General features: G+C 70.0%; 13 protein-coding genes. 1 reads left to right on the top strand and 12 read right to left on the bottom strand.

What is annotated here, in order from left to right:
- Positions 1 to 130 precede the first annotated feature (130 nt).
- The 9 genes from ftsZ to Q8W67_RS06735 form a co-directional block, all read right to left on the bottom strand.
- Positions 131 to 1,888 carry a cell division protein FtsZ gene (ftsZ, locus tag Q8W67_RS06775; RefSeq protein WP_305542687.1) on the bottom strand — a complete coding sequence of 586 codons (1,758 nt, stop codon included), beginning with the start codon at positions 1,886 to 1,888 and terminating at the stop codon, positions 131 to 133.
- A gap of 93 nt (positions 1,889 to 1,981) precedes the next feature.
- The gene (ftsA, locus tag Q8W67_RS06770; RefSeq protein WP_305542684.1) at positions 1,982 to 3,304 is read right to left on the bottom strand and encodes a cell division protein FtsA; all 1,323 of its coding nucleotides are present in this window, start codon (positions 3,302 to 3,304) and stop codon (positions 1,982 to 1,984) included.
- A gap of 52 nt (positions 3,305 to 3,356) precedes the next feature.
- On the bottom strand, positions 3,357 to 4,313 hold the full coding sequence (locus Q8W67_RS06765; RefSeq protein WP_305542681.1) for a cell division protein FtsQ/DivIB: 957 nt from the start codon (positions 4,311 to 4,313) through the stop codon (positions 3,357 to 3,359).
- Positions 4,280 to 5,203, bottom strand: coding sequence for a D-alanine--D-alanine ligase (locus Q8W67_RS06760; protein ID WP_305542678.1), 924 nt, complete (start codon positions 5,201 to 5,203; stop codon positions 4,280 to 4,282). The genes Q8W67_RS06765 and Q8W67_RS06760 overlap by 34 nt, the downstream gene beginning before the upstream one ends.
- Before the next feature lie 35 nt (positions 5,204 to 5,238).
- Positions 5,239 to 5,445, bottom strand: a complete 207-nt coding sequence (locus Q8W67_RS06755; protein ID WP_305542675.1) for a hypothetical protein — start codon at positions 5,443 to 5,445, stop codon at positions 5,239 to 5,241.
- Positions 5,446 to 5,475: 30 nt separating this feature from the next.
- Positions 5,476 to 6,408, bottom strand: a complete 933-nt coding sequence (gene murB / locus Q8W67_RS06750; protein WP_305542671.1) for a UDP-N-acetylmuramate dehydrogenase — start codon at positions 6,406 to 6,408, stop codon at positions 5,476 to 5,478.
- A gap of 208 nt (positions 6,409 to 6,616) precedes the next feature.
- The gene (murC, locus tag Q8W67_RS06745; RefSeq protein ID WP_305542668.1) at positions 6,617 to 8,023 is read right to left on the bottom strand and encodes a UDP-N-acetylmuramate--L-alanine ligase; all 1,407 of its coding nucleotides are present in this window, start codon (positions 8,021 to 8,023) and stop codon (positions 6,617 to 6,619) included.
- A 70-nt stretch (positions 8,024 to 8,093) separates the two neighbouring features.
- Positions 8,094 to 9,203, bottom strand: coding sequence for an undecaprenyldiphospho-muramoylpentapeptide beta-N-acetylglucosaminyltransferase (murG, locus tag Q8W67_RS06740; protein WP_305542666.1), 1,110 nt, complete (start codon positions 9,201 to 9,203; stop codon positions 8,094 to 8,096).
- Positions 9,200 to 10,366, bottom strand: a complete 1,167-nt coding sequence (locus Q8W67_RS06735; RefSeq protein ID WP_305542663.1) for an FtsW/RodA/SpoVE family cell cycle protein — start codon at positions 10,364 to 10,366, stop codon at positions 9,200 to 9,202. The genes murG and Q8W67_RS06735 overlap by 4 nt, the downstream gene beginning before the upstream one ends.
- 273 nt (positions 10,367 to 10,639) lie before the next feature.
- On the opposite strand from Q8W67_RS06735, the gene Q8W67_RS06730 reads away from it, so the two are divergent.
- On the top strand, positions 10,640 to 12,115 hold the full coding sequence (locus Q8W67_RS06730; protein ID WP_305542660.1) for a PAS domain-containing methyl-accepting chemotaxis protein: 1,476 nt from the start codon (positions 10,640 to 10,642) through the stop codon (positions 12,113 to 12,115).
- Positions 12,116 to 12,134: 19 nt separating this feature from the next.
- Here Q8W67_RS06730 and murD read toward each other — a convergent pair whose 3' ends face one another.
- The 3 genes from murD to Q8W67_RS06715 form a co-directional block, all read right to left on the bottom strand.
- Positions 12,135 to 13,499 carry a UDP-N-acetylmuramoyl-L-alanine--D-glutamate ligase gene (murD, locus tag Q8W67_RS06725; RefSeq protein WP_305542657.1) on the bottom strand — a complete coding sequence of 455 codons (1,365 nt, stop codon included), beginning with the start codon at positions 13,497 to 13,499 and terminating at the stop codon, positions 12,135 to 12,137.
- 139 nt (positions 13,500 to 13,638) lie between these two features.
- Entirely contained in the window at positions 13,639 to 14,724 is a 1,086-nt protein-coding gene (mraY, locus tag Q8W67_RS06720; protein ID WP_305542654.1) for a phospho-N-acetylmuramoyl-pentapeptide-transferase, read from the bottom strand.
- A gap of 78 nt (positions 14,725 to 14,802) precedes the next feature.
- Entirely contained in the window at positions 14,803 to 16,254 is a 1,452-nt protein-coding gene (locus Q8W67_RS06715) for a UDP-N-acetylmuramoylalanyl-D-glutamyl-2,6-diaminopimelate--D-alanyl-D-alanine ligase (RefSeq protein WP_305542652.1), read from the bottom strand.
- Positions 16,255 to 16,256 lie beyond the last annotated feature (2 nt).

Raw genomic sequence — 16,256 nt, 5'->3', positions numbered from 1 at the left:
GGACATGATCACATGGATTAACTCTGGCTGGAAACGGAATCCGTGAACCCGCAACCGATGGTTGTTTTCTGCAGCGCAAAGAGCCGGCGGTTTCCCGCCGGCTCACACATCCTGTTCGAGCTTCAGCCGTTCAATTCGCCTGACGACGCAGGAAGGCGGGGATCTCGAGTTGGTCGTCGTCCATCATCCGGGACTGCGGCGCGACGCGGCCCTGAGCGTCGAGGCTGCCCTGGGCCGGGCGGTAGTGCGGCACCGCAGGGGCCGGCGCGCGCGGAACCGGCGGCACGTGCGGCTGGGCCACGTGCGGCTGGGCCAGATGCGGCTGCGGCGCGACCGGAGCCTGCGTCCGGGCTGCGGGGACGCCTTCCATCTCGTCGCGGCGGCCGCCGAAACCGACAGTCGCGAGGCGACGCAGGAGCGAGGTCCGCTTGGATTCCGGAGCCGCCTCCTCAGCCGCCCGGTTCGCCATGATCTGGGTCTGCGCGATCGGCGGCAGCTCGTGGATCTGCGGCATGCGGGGGGCGCGGGCGAGCGGCGCGGCCGCGGGCGCGGCCGGACGCGGCGGCACGAACGGGCCGGCCTGGAACTGCGGACCAGCCTCGACCGGCTGCGGCGCGGGGGCCGGGACGAACGGGGCGGCGGCCCGCGGCTGGGCCGGCGCGAGCACGACCTCGTCGCGCGTGACCGGCGCGGAGGCCTCGATGCGGTTGTCCACCCGCGGCTCGGCCCGCATCTCAGGGGTCTGCGGAACGACCGGAGCCGGGCTGAGCGCCGAGGCCTGTCCAGCCGGCTCGGTGCGGATGCTCGGGACCGGCGACGACGCGCGGGCGCGGGCCTCGGCACGCAGGCGCTCGGCGACCTCGGCGATGCGCTGCTCGGTCTCGGCGATCGCCGGGTTGTTGGGCGAGTTCGCCGAGATCAGCAGCGGCTCGATGCCGGTGGCCACCACCGACACGCGGATGATGCCGTCGAGGCTCTCGTCGAAGGTGGCGCCCAGGATGATGTTGGCGTCCTGGTCGACCTCCTCGCGGATGCGGGTGGCGGCCTCGTCGAGCTCGTACAGGGTCAGGTCCGAGCCGCCCGTGATCGAGATCAGCAGGCCGCGGGCGCCCTTCATCGAGACGTCGTCGAGGAGCGGGTTGGCGATGGCGGCCTCGGCGGCGCGGTTGGCGCGCTTCTCGCCCGACGCCTCGCCGGTGCCCATCATGGCCTTGCCCATGCCGCGCATGATCGCCCGGACGTCGGCGAAGTCGAGGTTGATCAGGCCTTCCTTGACCATCAGGTCGGTGATGCAGGCGACGCCCGAGTAGAGCACCTGGTCGGCCATCGCAAAGGCGTCCGCGAAGGTGGTCTTCTCGTTGGCGACCCGGAACAGGTTCTGGTTCGGGATCACGATCAGTGTATCGACGGCCGCCTGCAGCTCCTGGATGCCGAACTCGGCGGTGCGCATGCGGCGCATGCCCTCGAACTGGAACGGCTTCGTGACGACGCCGACCGTGAGGATGCCCATGTCGCGGGCCGTGCGGGCGATGACGGGCGCCGCGCCGGTGCCGGTGCCGCCGCCCATGCCGGCGGTGATGAAGCACATGTGCGCGCCCGAGAGCTGATCGCGGATCTCGTCGATCACCTCGTCGGCGGCGGCCGAGCCGACCTCCGGGTGCGAGCCGGCGCCGAGGCCCTGGGTGACGCCCAGGCCCATCTGGATCACCCGCTCCGCCTTCGAGGAGGTGAGCGCCTGCGCGTCGGTGTTGGCAACCACGAATTCGCAGCCGAGCAGGCCCGACTCGATCATGTTGTTGACCGCGTTGCCGCCCGCGCCGCCGACGCCGAAGACGGTGATGCGGGGCTTGAGTTCCCGGATGTCCGGCGCCTGGAGGGTAATGGCCATGGTGTCGAGCCTCTCGCTTACTCTGCTTTCCGTGCGGCGCTGCGGCGCCGGATTTTTTTTCGATCCCCCGCCCCGGAGGGCGGGGGTGAAACCCTAGAAGCTGTCCCGGATCCAGCGGCCGACCCGGCTGATGTACCGGTCCGATCCCGTCGCCGCGAAGGCGCCGTGCCCCCGCGGCTCGAAATGCTCGGCATGGGCGACCTGCGGGTAGACCAACAGGCCGACGGCCGCCGAGAAGGCGGGTCCCTTGGCGGCCTCGGGCAGGCCGCGGATCCCCAGCGGCCGGCCGATCCGCACCTGACCCTGGAGGACGCGCCGGGCGACCTCGGGCAGGCCGACGAGCTGGCTCGCGCCGCCCGTGAGCACCACCCGCCGCCCGGCCTGGGCGGCGAAGCCCGCATCTCGCAGGCGGTCGCGCACCAGCTCGACCACCTCCTCCACGCGCGGCTTGATGATCCGCACGAGCTGCGAGCGCGGGATATGCGCCGGCGCCTCGCCCTCGTCCTCGCCGACCCCGTGCACGGCGATCATGTCGCGGTCGTCCGAAGGGGTAGAGAGCGCCGATCCGTAGAGCGTCTTCAGCCGCTCGGCCGCCGCCATGCGGGTGGAGAGGCCGCGGGCGATGTCCATGGTGACGTGGTGGCCGCCGACCGCGAGGGCGTCCACGTGGACGAGGTGTCCGCCCGAGAACACCCCGACGCTGGTCGTGCCGCCCCCCATGTCGACGACGCACACGCCCATCTCCGCCTCGTCGTCGACGAGGGCCGAGAGCCCGGCGGCGTAGGGCGTGGCGATGACCGCCTCGACCCCGAGATGGCAATGCTCGACCGCCAGCATGACGTTGCGGGCGGCGGCGAGTTCGCTCGTGACCACGTGCAGGTCGACCCCGAGGGCCTCGCCGATCATCCCCGACGGATCGATCACCGCGCCCTGCCCGTCGAGCGCGTATCCGGTGGGCAGCGCGTGCAGCACGGCGCGGCCGGGGCTGACCCCGTGGGCGCTCGCCGTCTCCAGCACCCGCTCGACGTCGCTGCCGGTGACGGTGCCCGAACGGACGTTCACCCGGGCCTGGAAATGCTGCGAGGCGAGCCGGCCGCCGGACATATTGACGATGACCGACTGGACCTCGACTTTGGCCATCCGCTCGGCGGCGTGCACCGCCTGGCGGATCGCGCCCTCGGCGGCGGCGAGGTCGACGATCGCGCCGCCCTTCAGGCCCAGCGAGCGCTGGTGGCCGATGCCGATGATGCGGGCGAGATGCGTGCGGCCGCGCAGGGTCGAGAGCGCCTCGGCGGGCTGCAGCTCGGCGATGAGGCAGACGACCTTGCTCGTGCCGATATCGAGCACCGACAGGGTGGTCGAGCGTCGGGCCGAGAGCGGCTTCAGGCGCGGCGTGAGGCCGTGTTGGCTGTGCATTGACACTACCGGACGCGGGATGCGGGACGGGCGGAGATCGACAGGAAGGGCATCAGCTGGCTGCGCCCTTCTTCTTCGCCTTCTGGGCTTCCGCGCGGGCGGCAGCGGCCTCCTCGGTCAGGCGCACCACGACGCGGTCCGGCATTCGCAGGTCCACCGCGATGATGTCCTTCTCGAGCAGGCCGGCGTCGCGCTCGAACCGGACGAGGCGGGCAAGCGCCGCGGCCGGGTCGACCTCGGGCAGGCGCACGTCGACGCCGTCGAGCTTGAGCGTCCAGCGCCGGCCGGAAACGTAGGTGCCGGCCTTGATCCGTTCCGCGAGCGGCCCTGCGGCCGCGATCAGGGCGAGGTATTCGGGCAGCTTGGTGTTGGCGTCTTCGCCGACCACCAGAGGCAGGCTGGCGTAGCGATCGTCCCGCATGGCGTCGATCACGGTGCCGTCGGCGGCGATCACGTCGATCTCGCCGTTCTTCTGCCAGAGGGCGGCGGGCTCGCGCTCGACCTGGGTGATCGCGATTTCGTTGGGGTAGATCTTCCGGACCGAAGCCTGGGCGATCAGAGGCACCCGCAGCAGCTTCTCGCGCACCGCGTTGACGTCCAGGAACGGGACCGAGGTGCGCCAGTCGATGCCGGCGGCGGCCAGCACCTCGCGCTCGTACATCCGCGAGATGCCCGAGATGGTCACACGCTCGACGCCGAAGCCGAGGACCCGCGCGGCGATATCCAGGGGGCGACCCTGCTCGGTCACGAAGGCGTCGTAGCGCCCGCTCGCCACGAAGCCGGCCAGCGCCGCCGCGGCGAAGGACAGGGAAATGCCGACCGTGCCGACGCCGCGCGGCAGGCGCTCGATCAGGCTTTGGCCCGGGCGGGAACGGCGGACCGACAGGGCGCGCGATGGAAGGCGCCCGGAGACCCGGCCCAGCGCGGCGCCGACGAGGCGCGCGGGAAGGCTACGACCGGCGGCGTTGCCGCCGCTCAGCGATTCAAGGAAGCGTCCTCCACCATCCATCGGACGAGCTCACCGAAACTCAGGCCCGCATGGGCCGCCATCTCCGGCACAAGGCTCGTCTGAGTCATGCCGGGTTGCGTGTTGACCTCCAGGACGACGAGCAGACCGGTTCCACCCGGTGTGTCGTCGTAGCGAAGGTCGGCACGGCTGACGCCCCGGCAGCCCAGTGCTTGATGCGCCGTTAACGACAACTCTTGGACACGCTGGTAAACATTTGGTTTAAGTTCGGCCGGCAGCACGTGTACCGAACCCCCGGGGGCGTACTTGGCGTCGTAGTCGTACCACTCCCCCGTGGCGGCCTTCACCTCGATCACCCCGAGCGCCCTGTCGCCCATCACGGCGCAGGTGAGTTCGCGGCCCGCTATGTAAGGTTCCGCAAGGACTTGCTCGCCGAACTTCCACGCCTCGGAGCTGAGGATCTGGGGCGGGTGCGAGCGCCCGTCGCGCACGATGATGACGCCCATGGACGAGCCTTCCGCGATGGGCTTCACCACGTACGGTGGTGGCAGGGGGTGTGTCTTGGCAGCCTCATGACGGTTAACGATCCGGCCCCCGGGCACGTCGACACCGGCCGCCCGCATCACCGTCTTCGCCCTCTCCTTGTTCATGGCAAGAGCCGAGGCGAGCACGCCCGAATGGGTGTAGGGGACCTTGAGGATCTCCAGCAGTCCCTGGATCGTACCGTCCTCTCCATCCGGGCCGTGCAGCGCGTTGAAGGCCACGTCCGGCTTCAGACCGGTCAGCACCGACGCGATGTCGGGCCCGACATCGACCCGGGTAACCCGGTAACCCTCTCCTTCCAGCGCATCCGCACAGGCCGCGCCGGAATTGAGCGACACTTCGCGCTCGGCGGAGGTGCCGCCCAGCAGGACGGCGACGTGCTTGGACATGGTGGACTCCGGGGAATGCTGGGTCGAGGGTCGGCTCACAGGTCGCCGATCATGCCATGGATTGCGGCGTAGACGGCCGCTGCGGCGCCTGCGCGCGGAGAGCCGACGCGGTGGAAGCTCCGGCCGGGTTCGATGAGGGCGACTTTGCGCGGTTGGCCCGCGGAGGCGACGCCGAGGGCCGCCTTCGGATCCGCGATTTGGATGTCGCCTGACGCGTGCGTGCTTCTGGCGCTCGTGATCATCGCCGGCGCGCCTCCCGATCGGCTTATGCCTTACTGACGGACCGTCGGCGGGGCGATGCCGATCCGCCGGATCTCCCAGCGCAGCTCGACGCCGCTGGTTTCGCGCACTCGGCGGCGAACCTCCTCGCCCAATCCCTCGATGTCCGCAGCCGTGGCATCGCCGGTGTTGATCAGGAAGTTACAGTGCATTTCGCTGACCTGAGCGCCGCCCCGGGTGAGGCCCCGGCATCCGGCCGCGTCGATGAGCTGCCAGGCCTTGCCACCCGCGGGGTTCGCGAAGGTCGAGCCGCCGGTGCGCTCGCGGATCGGCTGCGCGGCTTCCCGGGCCGCGGTCACGCGCTCCATCTCCGCCTCGATGGCGGTGCGGTCCCCCGGCTTCCCGCGGAACAGCGCGCGGGTGAAGATCACGTCTTCGGGCGCCTCCGCGTGGCGATAGGAGAAGCCCATCGCGGCGTGGCTGAAGCTGCGGCGTTCGCCCCGGCGGTCGATGCCGTGCGCCTCAACGAGGACGTCGGTGGTCTCCCCGCCATGCGCGCCGGCGTTCATGCGCAGGGCGCCGCCGATCGAGCCCGGGATGCCGCGGTAGAAGGCGAGCCCGTCGAGACCCGCTGCGGCTGCCGTCTTGGCGAGGCGCATGTCTGGCACGGCGGTGCCGACCTGCAGCGTATCGCCATCGATCGCGATGCTGCCGAAGGCCTTTCCGCCCAGGCGGATCACCACGCCGGGCAACCCGCCGTCGCGGACGATGAGGTTCGAGCCGAGGCCGATCACTGTGACCGGCACGTCCGGCTCCAGGGCGGCGAGGAGGTGTGCGAGATCCTCCTCGTCGGCCGGTGTGAACAGCACCTCCGCCGGGCCGCCGACCCTGAACCAGGTCAGGTCGGCGAGCGACTGGTTCGCGAGCAGGCGCCCGCGCAGCGCCGGCGCAGCGGCACGGATGCGGTCGTGGAGCGATGCGGTCATGCGGGGATCTCCCCTCGCCCCGCCTGAAGGGAGAGGACTGTGACGACCCTGTCGTCGCGTCGCGGCGACAGCCGCGGGTGGGGTGGCGGCTCCGTGAGAGCCCCTGCATCACGCAGGCGGTACCGGTGACGGGACGCCGCCTCCGTTCGAGGCCGGCGCCGACGCCGCGGATGCCGTGTGCGTTCCGGCTCGGCTCTCCGCATCGCCTTCACCGGCCCCGGGCGGCGAGTTCGCCCGGGAGCGCGTAGGCCCATTGGGTAATCGTGCCGGCGCCCAGGCACACGACGTAGTCGCTGGGCTTGGCGAGCTCGGCGACAATGCCGGCCAGCTCCTCGGGCCGGTCCAGGGGCCGGGCGTCGCGGTGGCCGCGGGAGCGCAGGCCGGACACCAGGGCGTCCCGGTCGGCACCCTCGATCGGCGCCTCGCCGGCCGTGTAGACCGGTGCGACGATCACCGTGTCCGCGTCGTTGAAGCAGGTGCAGAAATCGTCGAACAGCGAGGCGAGCCGCGTGTAGCGGTGCGGCTGCACCACCGCGATGACGCTGCCGTCCGTGGAGGCGCGGGCGGCCTTGAGCACCGCCTTGATCTCCACCGGATGGTGCCCGTAATCGTCGAAGATCGTGGCGCCGTTCCACTCGCCCGTGCGGGTGAAGCGGCGCTTGACCCCGCCGAACCCGGCCAGGGCCTTGCGGATGGCGTCGTGCGAGACGCCGAGTTCGTTCGCCACAGCCAGCGCCGCGGTGGCGTTCAGCGCGTTGTGCTTGCCCGGCATCGGCAGGACGAGGTCCTCCATCTCCAGGCGGAAGCCGGGGCGCCGGTCGCGGATCATCACGCGGAAGCGACTCTGGCCACCCTTCAGGTCCACGTCGAGCAGGCGCACGTCCGCCTGAGGGTTCTCGCCGTACGTGATGATGCGCCGGTCCTCGATATGGCCGACGAGGTCCTGCACCACCGGATGGTCGGTGCACATCACTGCGAACCCGTAAAACGGGATGTTGTCGATGAAGCGCCGGAAGGCGTCCTTCACCGCCTCGAACGAGCCGAAATGGTCGAGATGCTCGGGATCGATGTTGGTGACGATGGCGACGTCGGCGGGCAGCTTGAGGAAGGTGCCGTCGGATTCATCGGCCTCCACCACCATCCACTCGCCCTCACCCATCCGGGCATTGGTCCCGTAGGCGTTGATGATGCCGCCGTTGATCACGGTCGGGTCGAGGTTCCCGGCATCGAGCAGCGTCGCGACCAGGGAGGTGGTGGTGGTCTTGCCGTGCGTGCCCGCGATGGCGACGCAGGATTTGAATCGCATCAACTCGGCCAGCATCTCGGCGCGCCGGACCACTGGCAGGCGACGCTCGCGGGCGGCCTGGAGCTCCGGGTTGTCCCGGCGGATCGCCGTGGACACCACCACGAGGGCCGCCGCGTCGACGTTCTCCGCCTGATGCCCGACGAAGGTGCGGATCCCCTTCTCGGCGAGCCGACGGACATTGGCGTTGTCGGAGGCGTCGGAGCCCTGCACCGTGTAGCCGAGGTTACTCATTACCTCGGCGATACCGGACATGCCGATGCCACCGATGCCGATGAAGTGGATGGGGCCGAGCTTGTCGGGCAGCTTCATGGCGCCACGGGTCCTCGTCGTTGGCTGGATGCGCCGTTGCGCGATCCCAGGAAAATCCGCTCCCAGAAAATCAGGAGCGCGCGGCCGTCTCGATAACGACCTCGGCCAGCCGCTCGGCGGCGTCGTGGATGCCCGCGCTTCTGGCCGCATCGGCCGCCGCGGTCAATTTTGCCGGCGTCTCGAAGCACGCCACCAGCTCCGCCGCGAGGCGGTCCGGGGTGAAGGCGGTCTGCTTCAGGGTCAAGGCCGCACCGATCGCCTCGAGGGTCGCAGCGTTGGCGGCTTGGTCCTGATCGAGTGAGCCGGGTAGTGGCACCAGGATCGCCGGCCGGCCGATCGCCGCCAGCTCCGACACCGTCGAGGCGCCAGAGCGCGAGACCACGAGATGGCTCGCCGCCATGCGGGTCGGCAAGTCCTTAAAGAACGGCGCCGCCTCAAGTCCGGCCAGTCCCATGGCGAGGTAGCGGTTTTGCACCGCCGTAAGGTCCTCGGGCCGGACCTGCTGCACGAGGTGCAGGCGGGCCCGGAGATCCGCGGGCAGGCGCTCGATCGCCGCGGGCACGACCTCGCCCATGACGCGGGCGCCCTGGCTGCCCCCGAACACCAGGAGCCGCAGCGTGGCACCCTCGCCGAAGGCTGGATAGGGGATCTTCGCCGCCTCGATTACCGCCGGGCGGAGCGGATTGCCGGTGTGCATGCGGAAAGCGCGGGCCTTGTCGGGCACGCCGCGCACCTCTTTGAAGCCGGTCGCGATCGTCCGGGCGCCGCGGGCCAGGAAGGCGTTGGCGCGGCCCATCACGGCGTTCTGCTCGTGCAGCACCGTCGGCACCTTCAGGAGCTGGCCGGCGAGCACCGGCGGCACGGTCGGGTAGCCGCCGAAGCCGACGATCGCGGCCGGGTTGATCCGCCGGATCTCTTTCACGGCGATGCCGAAGCCGCGGCCGAGGGTTAGCACGGCACTCGCCCGGCGCAGCGGTGATCGCCCGGACGGCGTCGCGGACGGGATCGTGATCACCTCGGAGGCCGGGAACTCGGCCGCGATGGCGTCGACCCGGGCGTCGGTGGCGAGCGCGACCCGGATCCCGCGGGCGCGCAGCGCGTGGGCGAGGCTCTCGGCGGGGAACAGGTGTCCGCCGGTGCCGCCCGCGCAGAGCAGGATCGTGGGCGTGAAGACCGTCACCGCATCACTCCCGCGACGGTGGCCGGCGCGGTACCGGGGGGCTTCTGGCTGAGCAGTACGGTGCGGGGCCGCTTGCGGGTCAGCGCCACAAGGAAGCCGGTGCCGAGGGCCAGCGAGATCAGCGAGGAGCCGCCGTAGGACACGAAGGGCAGCGTCATGCCCTTGGCGGGCATCAGCTGCGTGTTCACCGCCATGTTGATGCAGGCCTGGAGCCCGAACAGGGTGGTCAGGCCCGTGATCGCCAAGCGCGAGAACGTGTCGTCGGTGCGGCGGGCGAGCTTGAGGCCCCGCAGCACGATGTAGGCGAACAGGGCCACGAGGCACAGGCAGACGATCACGCCGAACTCCTCGCCGGTGACGGAGAAGATGAAGTCGGTATGTGCGTCGGGCAGGTGCCGCTTGGCCACCCCCTCCCCCGGTCCGGTGCCGAACCAGCCGCCCGAGCGGAACGATTCCCGCGACCAGAAATCCTGGAACCCGCCGCCGGAATCGCGGTCGAGGAACTTGTTGAAGCGCTCACGAACGTGGTGGAAGAACAGGTAGGCCGCGAACACGCCACCGAGGCCGAGCACGCCGAGCACCGCGACCCAGATCAGGTGCAGGCCGGCCACGAAGAACAGCGCGCACCACACCATGGTGATCAGCATGGTCTGGCCGAAATCGGGCTGGAGCAGCAGCGGCACGATCGTGATCGGCAGCAGCAGCAGCGCCAGGATACCACCCGGCATGTCGCGCCGCTGCGCGCCTTCCGAGAACGCCCAGGCGGCCACCACCACGAAGGCCGGCTTCACGAATTCAGACGGCTGAAGGCCGAAGGACCCGAACTGGATCCAGCGGTGCGCACCCTTGATCTCGGGGCCGAACTTGCCGGCCAGAAGGCAGAGCGCCACGCCGCAGACCCAGGTGACGAGCGCCAGCCGGCGGATGCCGCGCAGGGACAGGAACGAGACGGCGCAGATCAGCAGGATGGTCGGGGCGAGGTACATCGCCTGCCGATTGAGGAAGTAGAAGGTCGGCAGGCCGATGCGCTCGGCCACCGGCGGGCCGCCGCCCATGAGGAAGACCAGTCCGGCCACCATCAGCGCGAACAGGGCCGCGAGCAGCCCGCGGTCCACCGTCCACCACCAGTCGGTGAGGGGTGTGCGTTCCGCGCGTGAGATCATGCCGGGCAACGACTCCAGGCCGCGCGGAGGCCGGTCCGCGCGGGTCGGGTCAGATCCTGTGCACGAATGGTAAACGGAGCCTTATGTCCGGCCGCGCCGGGCGATCCCCGTTTCCAGAAGGATCCCAAATTCTGATCTTCTATATTGGAGTTGAAGTCATCGTATATTAATTTTTACAGCGCAACAATTTTATGTATTCCCCCAGGATCGGACAGTGGCCAATCCGGAGCGCCGCCTTGTCATGCCGATCCGCCAAGCGGAAACCGAACCGCCATGTTTGCTGCCCTGAAGGCCCGTGAAGCGCACGCCAAGCTTGCGGCTCTCGATCGCGTTCAGGGGCTGATCGAGTTCGATCTTGACGGCCGCATCCTGTCGGCGAACGGCAATTTCCTCGACGCGGTCGGCTACACCCTGCCGGAGATCGTCGGCCAGCATCACAGCCTGTTCGTCGACCCGAGCTACCGGGATTCCCAGGAGTACCGGGCCTTCTGGGAGCGCCTGCGTGGCGGCGCGTTCGAGTCGGGTCAGTTCCGGCGGATCGGCCGCGGCGGCCGCCAGATCTGGATCCAGGCCTCATACAACCCGATCTTCGACGGGCGGGGGCGGCCCTACAAGGTGGTGAAGTTCGCCACGGACATCACCCAGCAGCGCGCCGAGGAGGCGGATCGGGCCGGCCAGATCGCGGCGATCGACAAGGTGCAGGCGGTGATCGCGTTCGATCTCGACGGTACGGTGATCGAGGCGAACGACAACTTCCTCACCGTCATGGGCTACGAACGCGCCGAGGTGATCGGGCGTCACCACGGCATGTTCGTGGAGCAGGCCTACCGGGACAGCGAGGCGTACCGTGCGTTCTGGGCGGCCCTGCGGAACGGCACCCATCAGGCTGCCCAGTTCCGGCGCCTCGGCAAGAACGGACGCGAGGTCTGGATCCAGGCGTCCTATAACCCGATCCTCGACGCCGCGGGCCGGCCCTACAAGGTGGTGAAGTTCGCCACCGACATCACCGACCAAGTTCGCCTGCTGGCCGATCTGCGGACGTTGATCGATAAGAATTTCGGTGAGATCGAGCACGCGGTCACGCATTCGACCCAGGCTGCCCGTTTGGCCTCGTCGGCAGCGGAGTCGACCTCCGGCAACGTGCAGACCGTGGCGGCGGCCGCCGAGGAACTCGCCGCCTCCGTCGCAGAGATGTCCCGGAGCATCGTGCGCTCTCAGGGCGCGACCGACACCGCCTATGCCTGCGTCCAGGATGCCGACAGCCACACCAAGCGGCTCGCCGACACCGCGACGGCGATGACCAGCATCGTCAGCCTGATCCAGAACATCGCCGGACAGATCAACCTGCTGGCGCTCAACGCCACCATCGAGGCGGCCCGGGCCGGCGAGGCGGGCCGGGGGTTCGCCGTGGTTGCGTCCGAGGTGAAGGCGCTGGCCGATCAGGCCGCCCGCGCCACCGGGCAGATCAACGGCGAGATCGCAAGCATTCAGCGCGTCTCGCACGAGGTGGTGGAGGCGCTCGGCTCTATCGGTGCCTCTGTCTCGGTGATGCGCGAGACCGTGGTGGCCACCGCCGCAGCCATCGAGGAGCAGAGCGCGGTGACCCGCGACCTCGCCGAGAACATGCAGAGCGCCGCCGGCGCGGTCACGGCGATCACCGGCAATATCGGGGCGATCGCGCAATCGGTGGCCGACGTCTCGCAGGCGGTGGGGACAACCCGGGATGCCGCCAAGGTGCTGGCACGCTGAGGTGCCCGTGGGCGCCCCGTCAGAGCAGCGCCCGCACCAGCTCGCGGAAGCGGTCGCCCCGGATCTCGAAGTTCCGGAACTGGTCGTAGGAGGCACAGGCCGGCGAGAGCAGCACCACCGGCTCGGGCGCACCTGAGGCGGCGGCGTTCTCGGCGGCCTTCGGAACCGCGACGTCGAGGGTCTCGCAGCGGGTGTAGGGCACGACGCCCTCGAGGGTCGCCGCGAAGGCGTCCGAGGCCGCGCCGATCAGGTAGGCATGGGCGACCCGCTCGAAATACGGCACCAGCGGGAAGATGCCGCCCTCCTTGGCCTTGCCGCCGAGAATCCAGTGGATGTCCCGGAAGGCGGTGAGCGCCTTCTCGGTCGAATCCGCGTTCGTCGCCTTCGAGTCGTTCACGAACAGCACGTTTCCGCGCCGCCCGACCTCTTCCATCCGGTGCGGCAGGCCGGGGAACGAGGTCAGGCCTGCCTGGATCTCCTCGCCCGACAGTCTGAGGGCCCGCGCCACCGCCAGGGCCACGGCCGCGTTCTGCCAGTTGTGCGCGCCGCGCAGCGACCCGATCCCGTTGACGTCGGCGAGCGCCGTGCCGTCCGGATTGCGGACGACGCCGTCGCGCACCGTCAGGGCGTCGGTGCTGAGCACCTCGCCGGAGGGCACGTGCACGCGCACGGTCTCGCCGTCCCGCCGGTCGGCGATGGCCCGGCTAGGCCCGTCGTCGACGCCGATCACCGCCAGTCCGGCGCCGCAGACGAGGCGCTCCTTGATGGCCGCGTATTGCTCCATGGTGCCGTGGCGGTCGAGATGGTCCGGCGTGATGTTCATCAGCACGCCGACGGTCGGGTCGAGGCCTGGCGTCAGGTCGATTTGGAACGAGGACATCTCGATCACGTGGACGCGGCCCTCGGCCGGCGGCTCCAGCGACAGGATCGCCGTGCCGATATTGCCGCCCATCTGTACGTCCCGCCCGGCCTGCGCGAGCACGTGGGCGATGAGCGCCGTGGTGGTCGACTTGCCGTTGGTGCCGGTGATCGCCACGAACGGGGCCGCAGGCGCCACCGCTCGGCGCTCCCGGCAGAACAGCTCGATGTCGCCGATGATCTCGACGCCGGCCTCGCGGGCGAGCCTGACGCTCCAATGCGGCTCCGGATGGGTCAGGGGCACACCCGGGCTGAGCACCAAGGCGGCGAATCCGGACCAGTCGGCCTCGCGCAGGTCGCCGGTGGCGATGTCCTCTGCGGCCGCGCGCGACACGCCCTCCGCCCCGTCATCCCAGGCGAGCACGTCGGAGCCTCCGGCCTTCAGCGCGCGGGCGGTGGCGAGGCCGGAGCCGCCGAGCCCGAACAGGGCGATCTTCTTGCCCGCGAAGACTGTGACGGGTGTCATGAGAAACTCAAGATGCGATGCGGGAAGGCCGCCGATCCCACCCGATTACTGCATCCTGAGGTGCCCGCTTCGCGGCCGCATCTCAGGATGAGGGCCCGGGTGGGATCGGCCATACTCGAGAGCCGTCTAACATAAAACCTCAGCGCAGCTTCAGCGTCGCCAGGCCCGCCAGCGCCAGGATCACCGCGATGATCCAGAACCGGATCACCACCTGCGGCTCCTTCCAGCCCTTCTGCTCGAAATGGTGATGGATCGGCGCCATCCGGAAGACGCGCTTGCCGGTGAGCTTGAACGACGCGACCTGGATGATCACCGACATCATCTCCAGGACGAACAGGCCGCCGACGATCGCCAGGACGATCTCGTGCTTGGTCGCCACCGCAACCGCGCCGAGGAGGCCGCCCAGCGCCAGGGAACCCGTATCGCCCATGAAGATCTGCGCGGGCGGCGCGTTGAACCACAGGAAGCCGAGGCCGGCCCCGATCACCGCGCCGCAGACGACGGCGAGCTCGCCGGTGTCGCGCACGTAGTTCACCTGGAGGTAGCTCGCGGTGAACGAATTGCCGACGAGATACGCGATGACCCCGAATGTGCCGCAGGCGATCATCACCGGCACGATCGCCAGCCCATCGAGACCGTCGGTCATGTTCACGGCGTTGCCCGCGCCGACGATCACGAAGGCGCCGAACAGGGCGTAGAACCAGCCGAGGTTCAGGAGCGCGTCCTTGAACACCGGAAAGGCGAGCTGGTTCTGCAGCGAGGCGGGCGAATAGACCGCGATGGTCGTGCAGGCCGCGATCGCGATCAGCGCCTCCAGGGAGAGGCGGAACTTGCCCGAGAAGCCCTTGTGCGATTGCTTCGTGACCTTGAGGTAGTCGTCGTAGAAGCCGATGGCGCCGAAGCCGAGGGTCACCGTCAGGGTGATCCAGACATAGTGGTTGCGCGGGTTGGCCCAGAGCAGGATCGCCACGACGGCGCCTGCCAGGATCATCAGGCCGCCCATGGTCGGCGTCCCGCGCTTGGTCAGCAGATGGGTCTGCGGCCCGTCCTCGCGGATCGGTTGGCCTTTTCCCTGGCGCAGCCGCAGCAGCGAGATGATCCACGGTCCGAACCAGAACACGAACAGGCCCGCCGTGAACAGCGCGCCGCCGGTGCGGAAGGTTATGTAGCGGAACACGTTGAACGGCGTGAAGGCGCTGCTCAGGTCCGAGAGAAGGTACAGCATCCGGGCGCTCGGCCCCTTTTGTTCAGGCGCGGGTTTCGGGGAGCGGCACCGATCGTTCCGAACGCTCGGGCGTGCCCATCATGGAGCGGCGGCCAATCCGCGCCGCGTCGGGTCGACCGCGTAGCGGGCTTTCAGCACCTCGACAATCCGCCCCATGCGGCTGCCGTTCGATCCCTTGACCATCACGGCGTCGCCCGCCCGGAGACTTCCGGCGAGCGGCTCGATCAGGTCGGCGGCGGTGTCGGCCACGCCGCCGCGGCGGCTCACTGGCAGCGCCTCGAACAGGTGGCGCATCAGCGGCCCGGAGGCGAAGACGAGATCGACATGTGCGGCCTCGACCGCCTCGGCGAGGCCGCGGTGCAGATCGGGGGAGGCCGTGCCGAGTTCCAGCATGTCGCCGAGCACCGCGATGCGGCGGCCGCGCGGGCCGGTCTCGATGCCGGCCAGCGTCGCCAGCGCCGCCCGGACCGAGGCGGGATTGGCGTTGTAGCTCTCGTCGACGAGATAGGCGGTGCCCCCGGCGATCTCGAGGGCGGTGCGCTCGCCGCGCCCGACCGGCGGGGTCAGCCCGGCGAGCGACAGCGCGGCCCGGGCGAGATCGGCACCGAGCGCGTGGATCACCGCCATCACGCCGAGCGAGTTCAGCGCCGCGTGCCGTCCGGCCGTGCCGAGCTTGTAGGTGACAGGCTGCCCCATCACGCTGGCGTCGACCACCGACAGGTCGGGGCGGAGCACGATCCTCAGGGCCCGCACGTCGGCCTCGGGGTGCTCGCCGAAGCTGATCACCCGGCCCGCCCGGGATGCCTGCGCGTGGGCGACCAGCCGGTCGAAATGCTGCGCGTCGCGGTTGATGATCGCGACGCCGCCGGGCCGGAGCCCGGAGAAGATCTCGCCCTTCGCGTCCGCGATGGCGGCGAGCGAGGCGAAATGCTCGATATGCACCGGCTCGACCGTGGTGATCAGCGCGATGTCGGGACGGACCTGGGCGGTCAGCGGCACGATCTCGGCCGCGTGGTTCATGCCGATCTCGAACACGCCGAAGCGCGTGGATCGCGGCATCCGCGCCAGGGTCAGCGGCACGCCCCAGTGGTTGTTGTAGGAGGCCACCGAGGCGTGGGTCTCGCCCTGCTCGGCGAGCACGTGGCGCAGGGCCTCCTTGGTCCCGGTCTTGCCGACGGAGCCGGTCACCGCCACGACCTGGGCCTTGGTGCGGTCCCGTGCGGCGGCGCCGAGGCGGATCATCGCCGTCAGCACCGGGTCGGCGCCCGCCTCGGGCACAGCCAGGACGGGACCGAACGCCGCTAGCTCCCCGGCACGAGCCTCGCTGACCGCCGCGACGCCGGCCCCGCGCCCGAGGGCGTCGGCGACGAAGTCGTGGCCGTCGCGAGCCTCGCCTCGGATCGCGAAGAACAGATCGCCCGGTTGGAGGGTGCGGGTATCGATCGACGCGCCGCGGATCGTCCGGGCCTCGCCGATCAGGCGGCCCCCGGTGGCGGCCTCGAGTTCCTCCCGGGTCCAGAGTGCGGTCATGG

This window comes from Methylobacterium sp. NEAU K (genome assembly GCF_030700285.1).
Lineage (GTDB): Bacteria > Pseudomonadota > Alphaproteobacteria > Rhizobiales > Beijerinckiaceae > Methylobacterium.
This window is presented reverse-complemented; position numbering and strand designations above follow the sequence as displayed.

Bases quoted from the DNA above. Each gene is read 5' to 3' on its own strand.
- ftsZ (WP_305542687.1), bottom strand. From the start codon at position 1,888: ATGGCCATTACCCTCCAGGCGCCGGACATCCGGGAACTCAAGCCCCGC.
- ftsA (WP_305542684.1), bottom strand. From the start codon at position 3,304: ATGCACAGCCAACACGGCCTCACGCCGCGCCTGAAGCCGCTCTCGGCC.
- Q8W67_RS06765 (WP_305542681.1), bottom strand. From the start codon at position 4,313: ATGGATGGTGGAGGACGCTTCCTTGAATCGCTGAGCGGCGGCAACGCC.
- Q8W67_RS06760 (WP_305542678.1), bottom strand. From the start codon at position 5,203: ATGTCCAAGCACGTCGCCGTCCTGCTGGGCGGCACCTCCGCCGAGCGC.
- Q8W67_RS06755 (WP_305542675.1), bottom strand. From the start codon at position 5,445: ATGATCACGAGCGCCAGAAGCACGCACGCGTCAGGCGACATCCAAATC.
- murB (WP_305542671.1), bottom strand. From the start codon at position 6,408: ATGACCGCATCGCTCCACGACCGCATCCGTGCCGCTGCGCCGGCGCTG.
- murC (WP_305542668.1), bottom strand. From the start codon at position 8,023: ATGAAGCTGCCCGACAAGCTCGGCCCCATCCACTTCATCGGCATCGGT.
- Q8W67_RS06735 (WP_305542663.1), bottom strand. From the start codon at position 10,366: ATGATCTCACGCGCGGAACGCACACCCCTCACCGACTGGTGGTGGACG.
- Q8W67_RS06730 (WP_305542660.1), top strand. From the start codon at position 10,640: ATGTTTGCTGCCCTGAAGGCCCGTGAAGCGCACGCCAAGCTTGCGGCT.
- murD (WP_305542657.1), bottom strand. From the start codon at position 13,499: ATGACACCCGTCACAGTCTTCGCGGGCAAGAAGATCGCCCTGTTCGGG.
- mraY (WP_305542654.1), bottom strand. From the start codon at position 14,724: ATGCTGTACCTTCTCTCGGACCTGAGCAGCGCCTTCACGCCGTTCAAC.
- Q8W67_RS06715 (WP_305542652.1), bottom strand. From the start codon at position 16,254: ATGACCGCACTCTGGACCCGGGAGGAACTCGAGGCCGCCACCGGGGGC.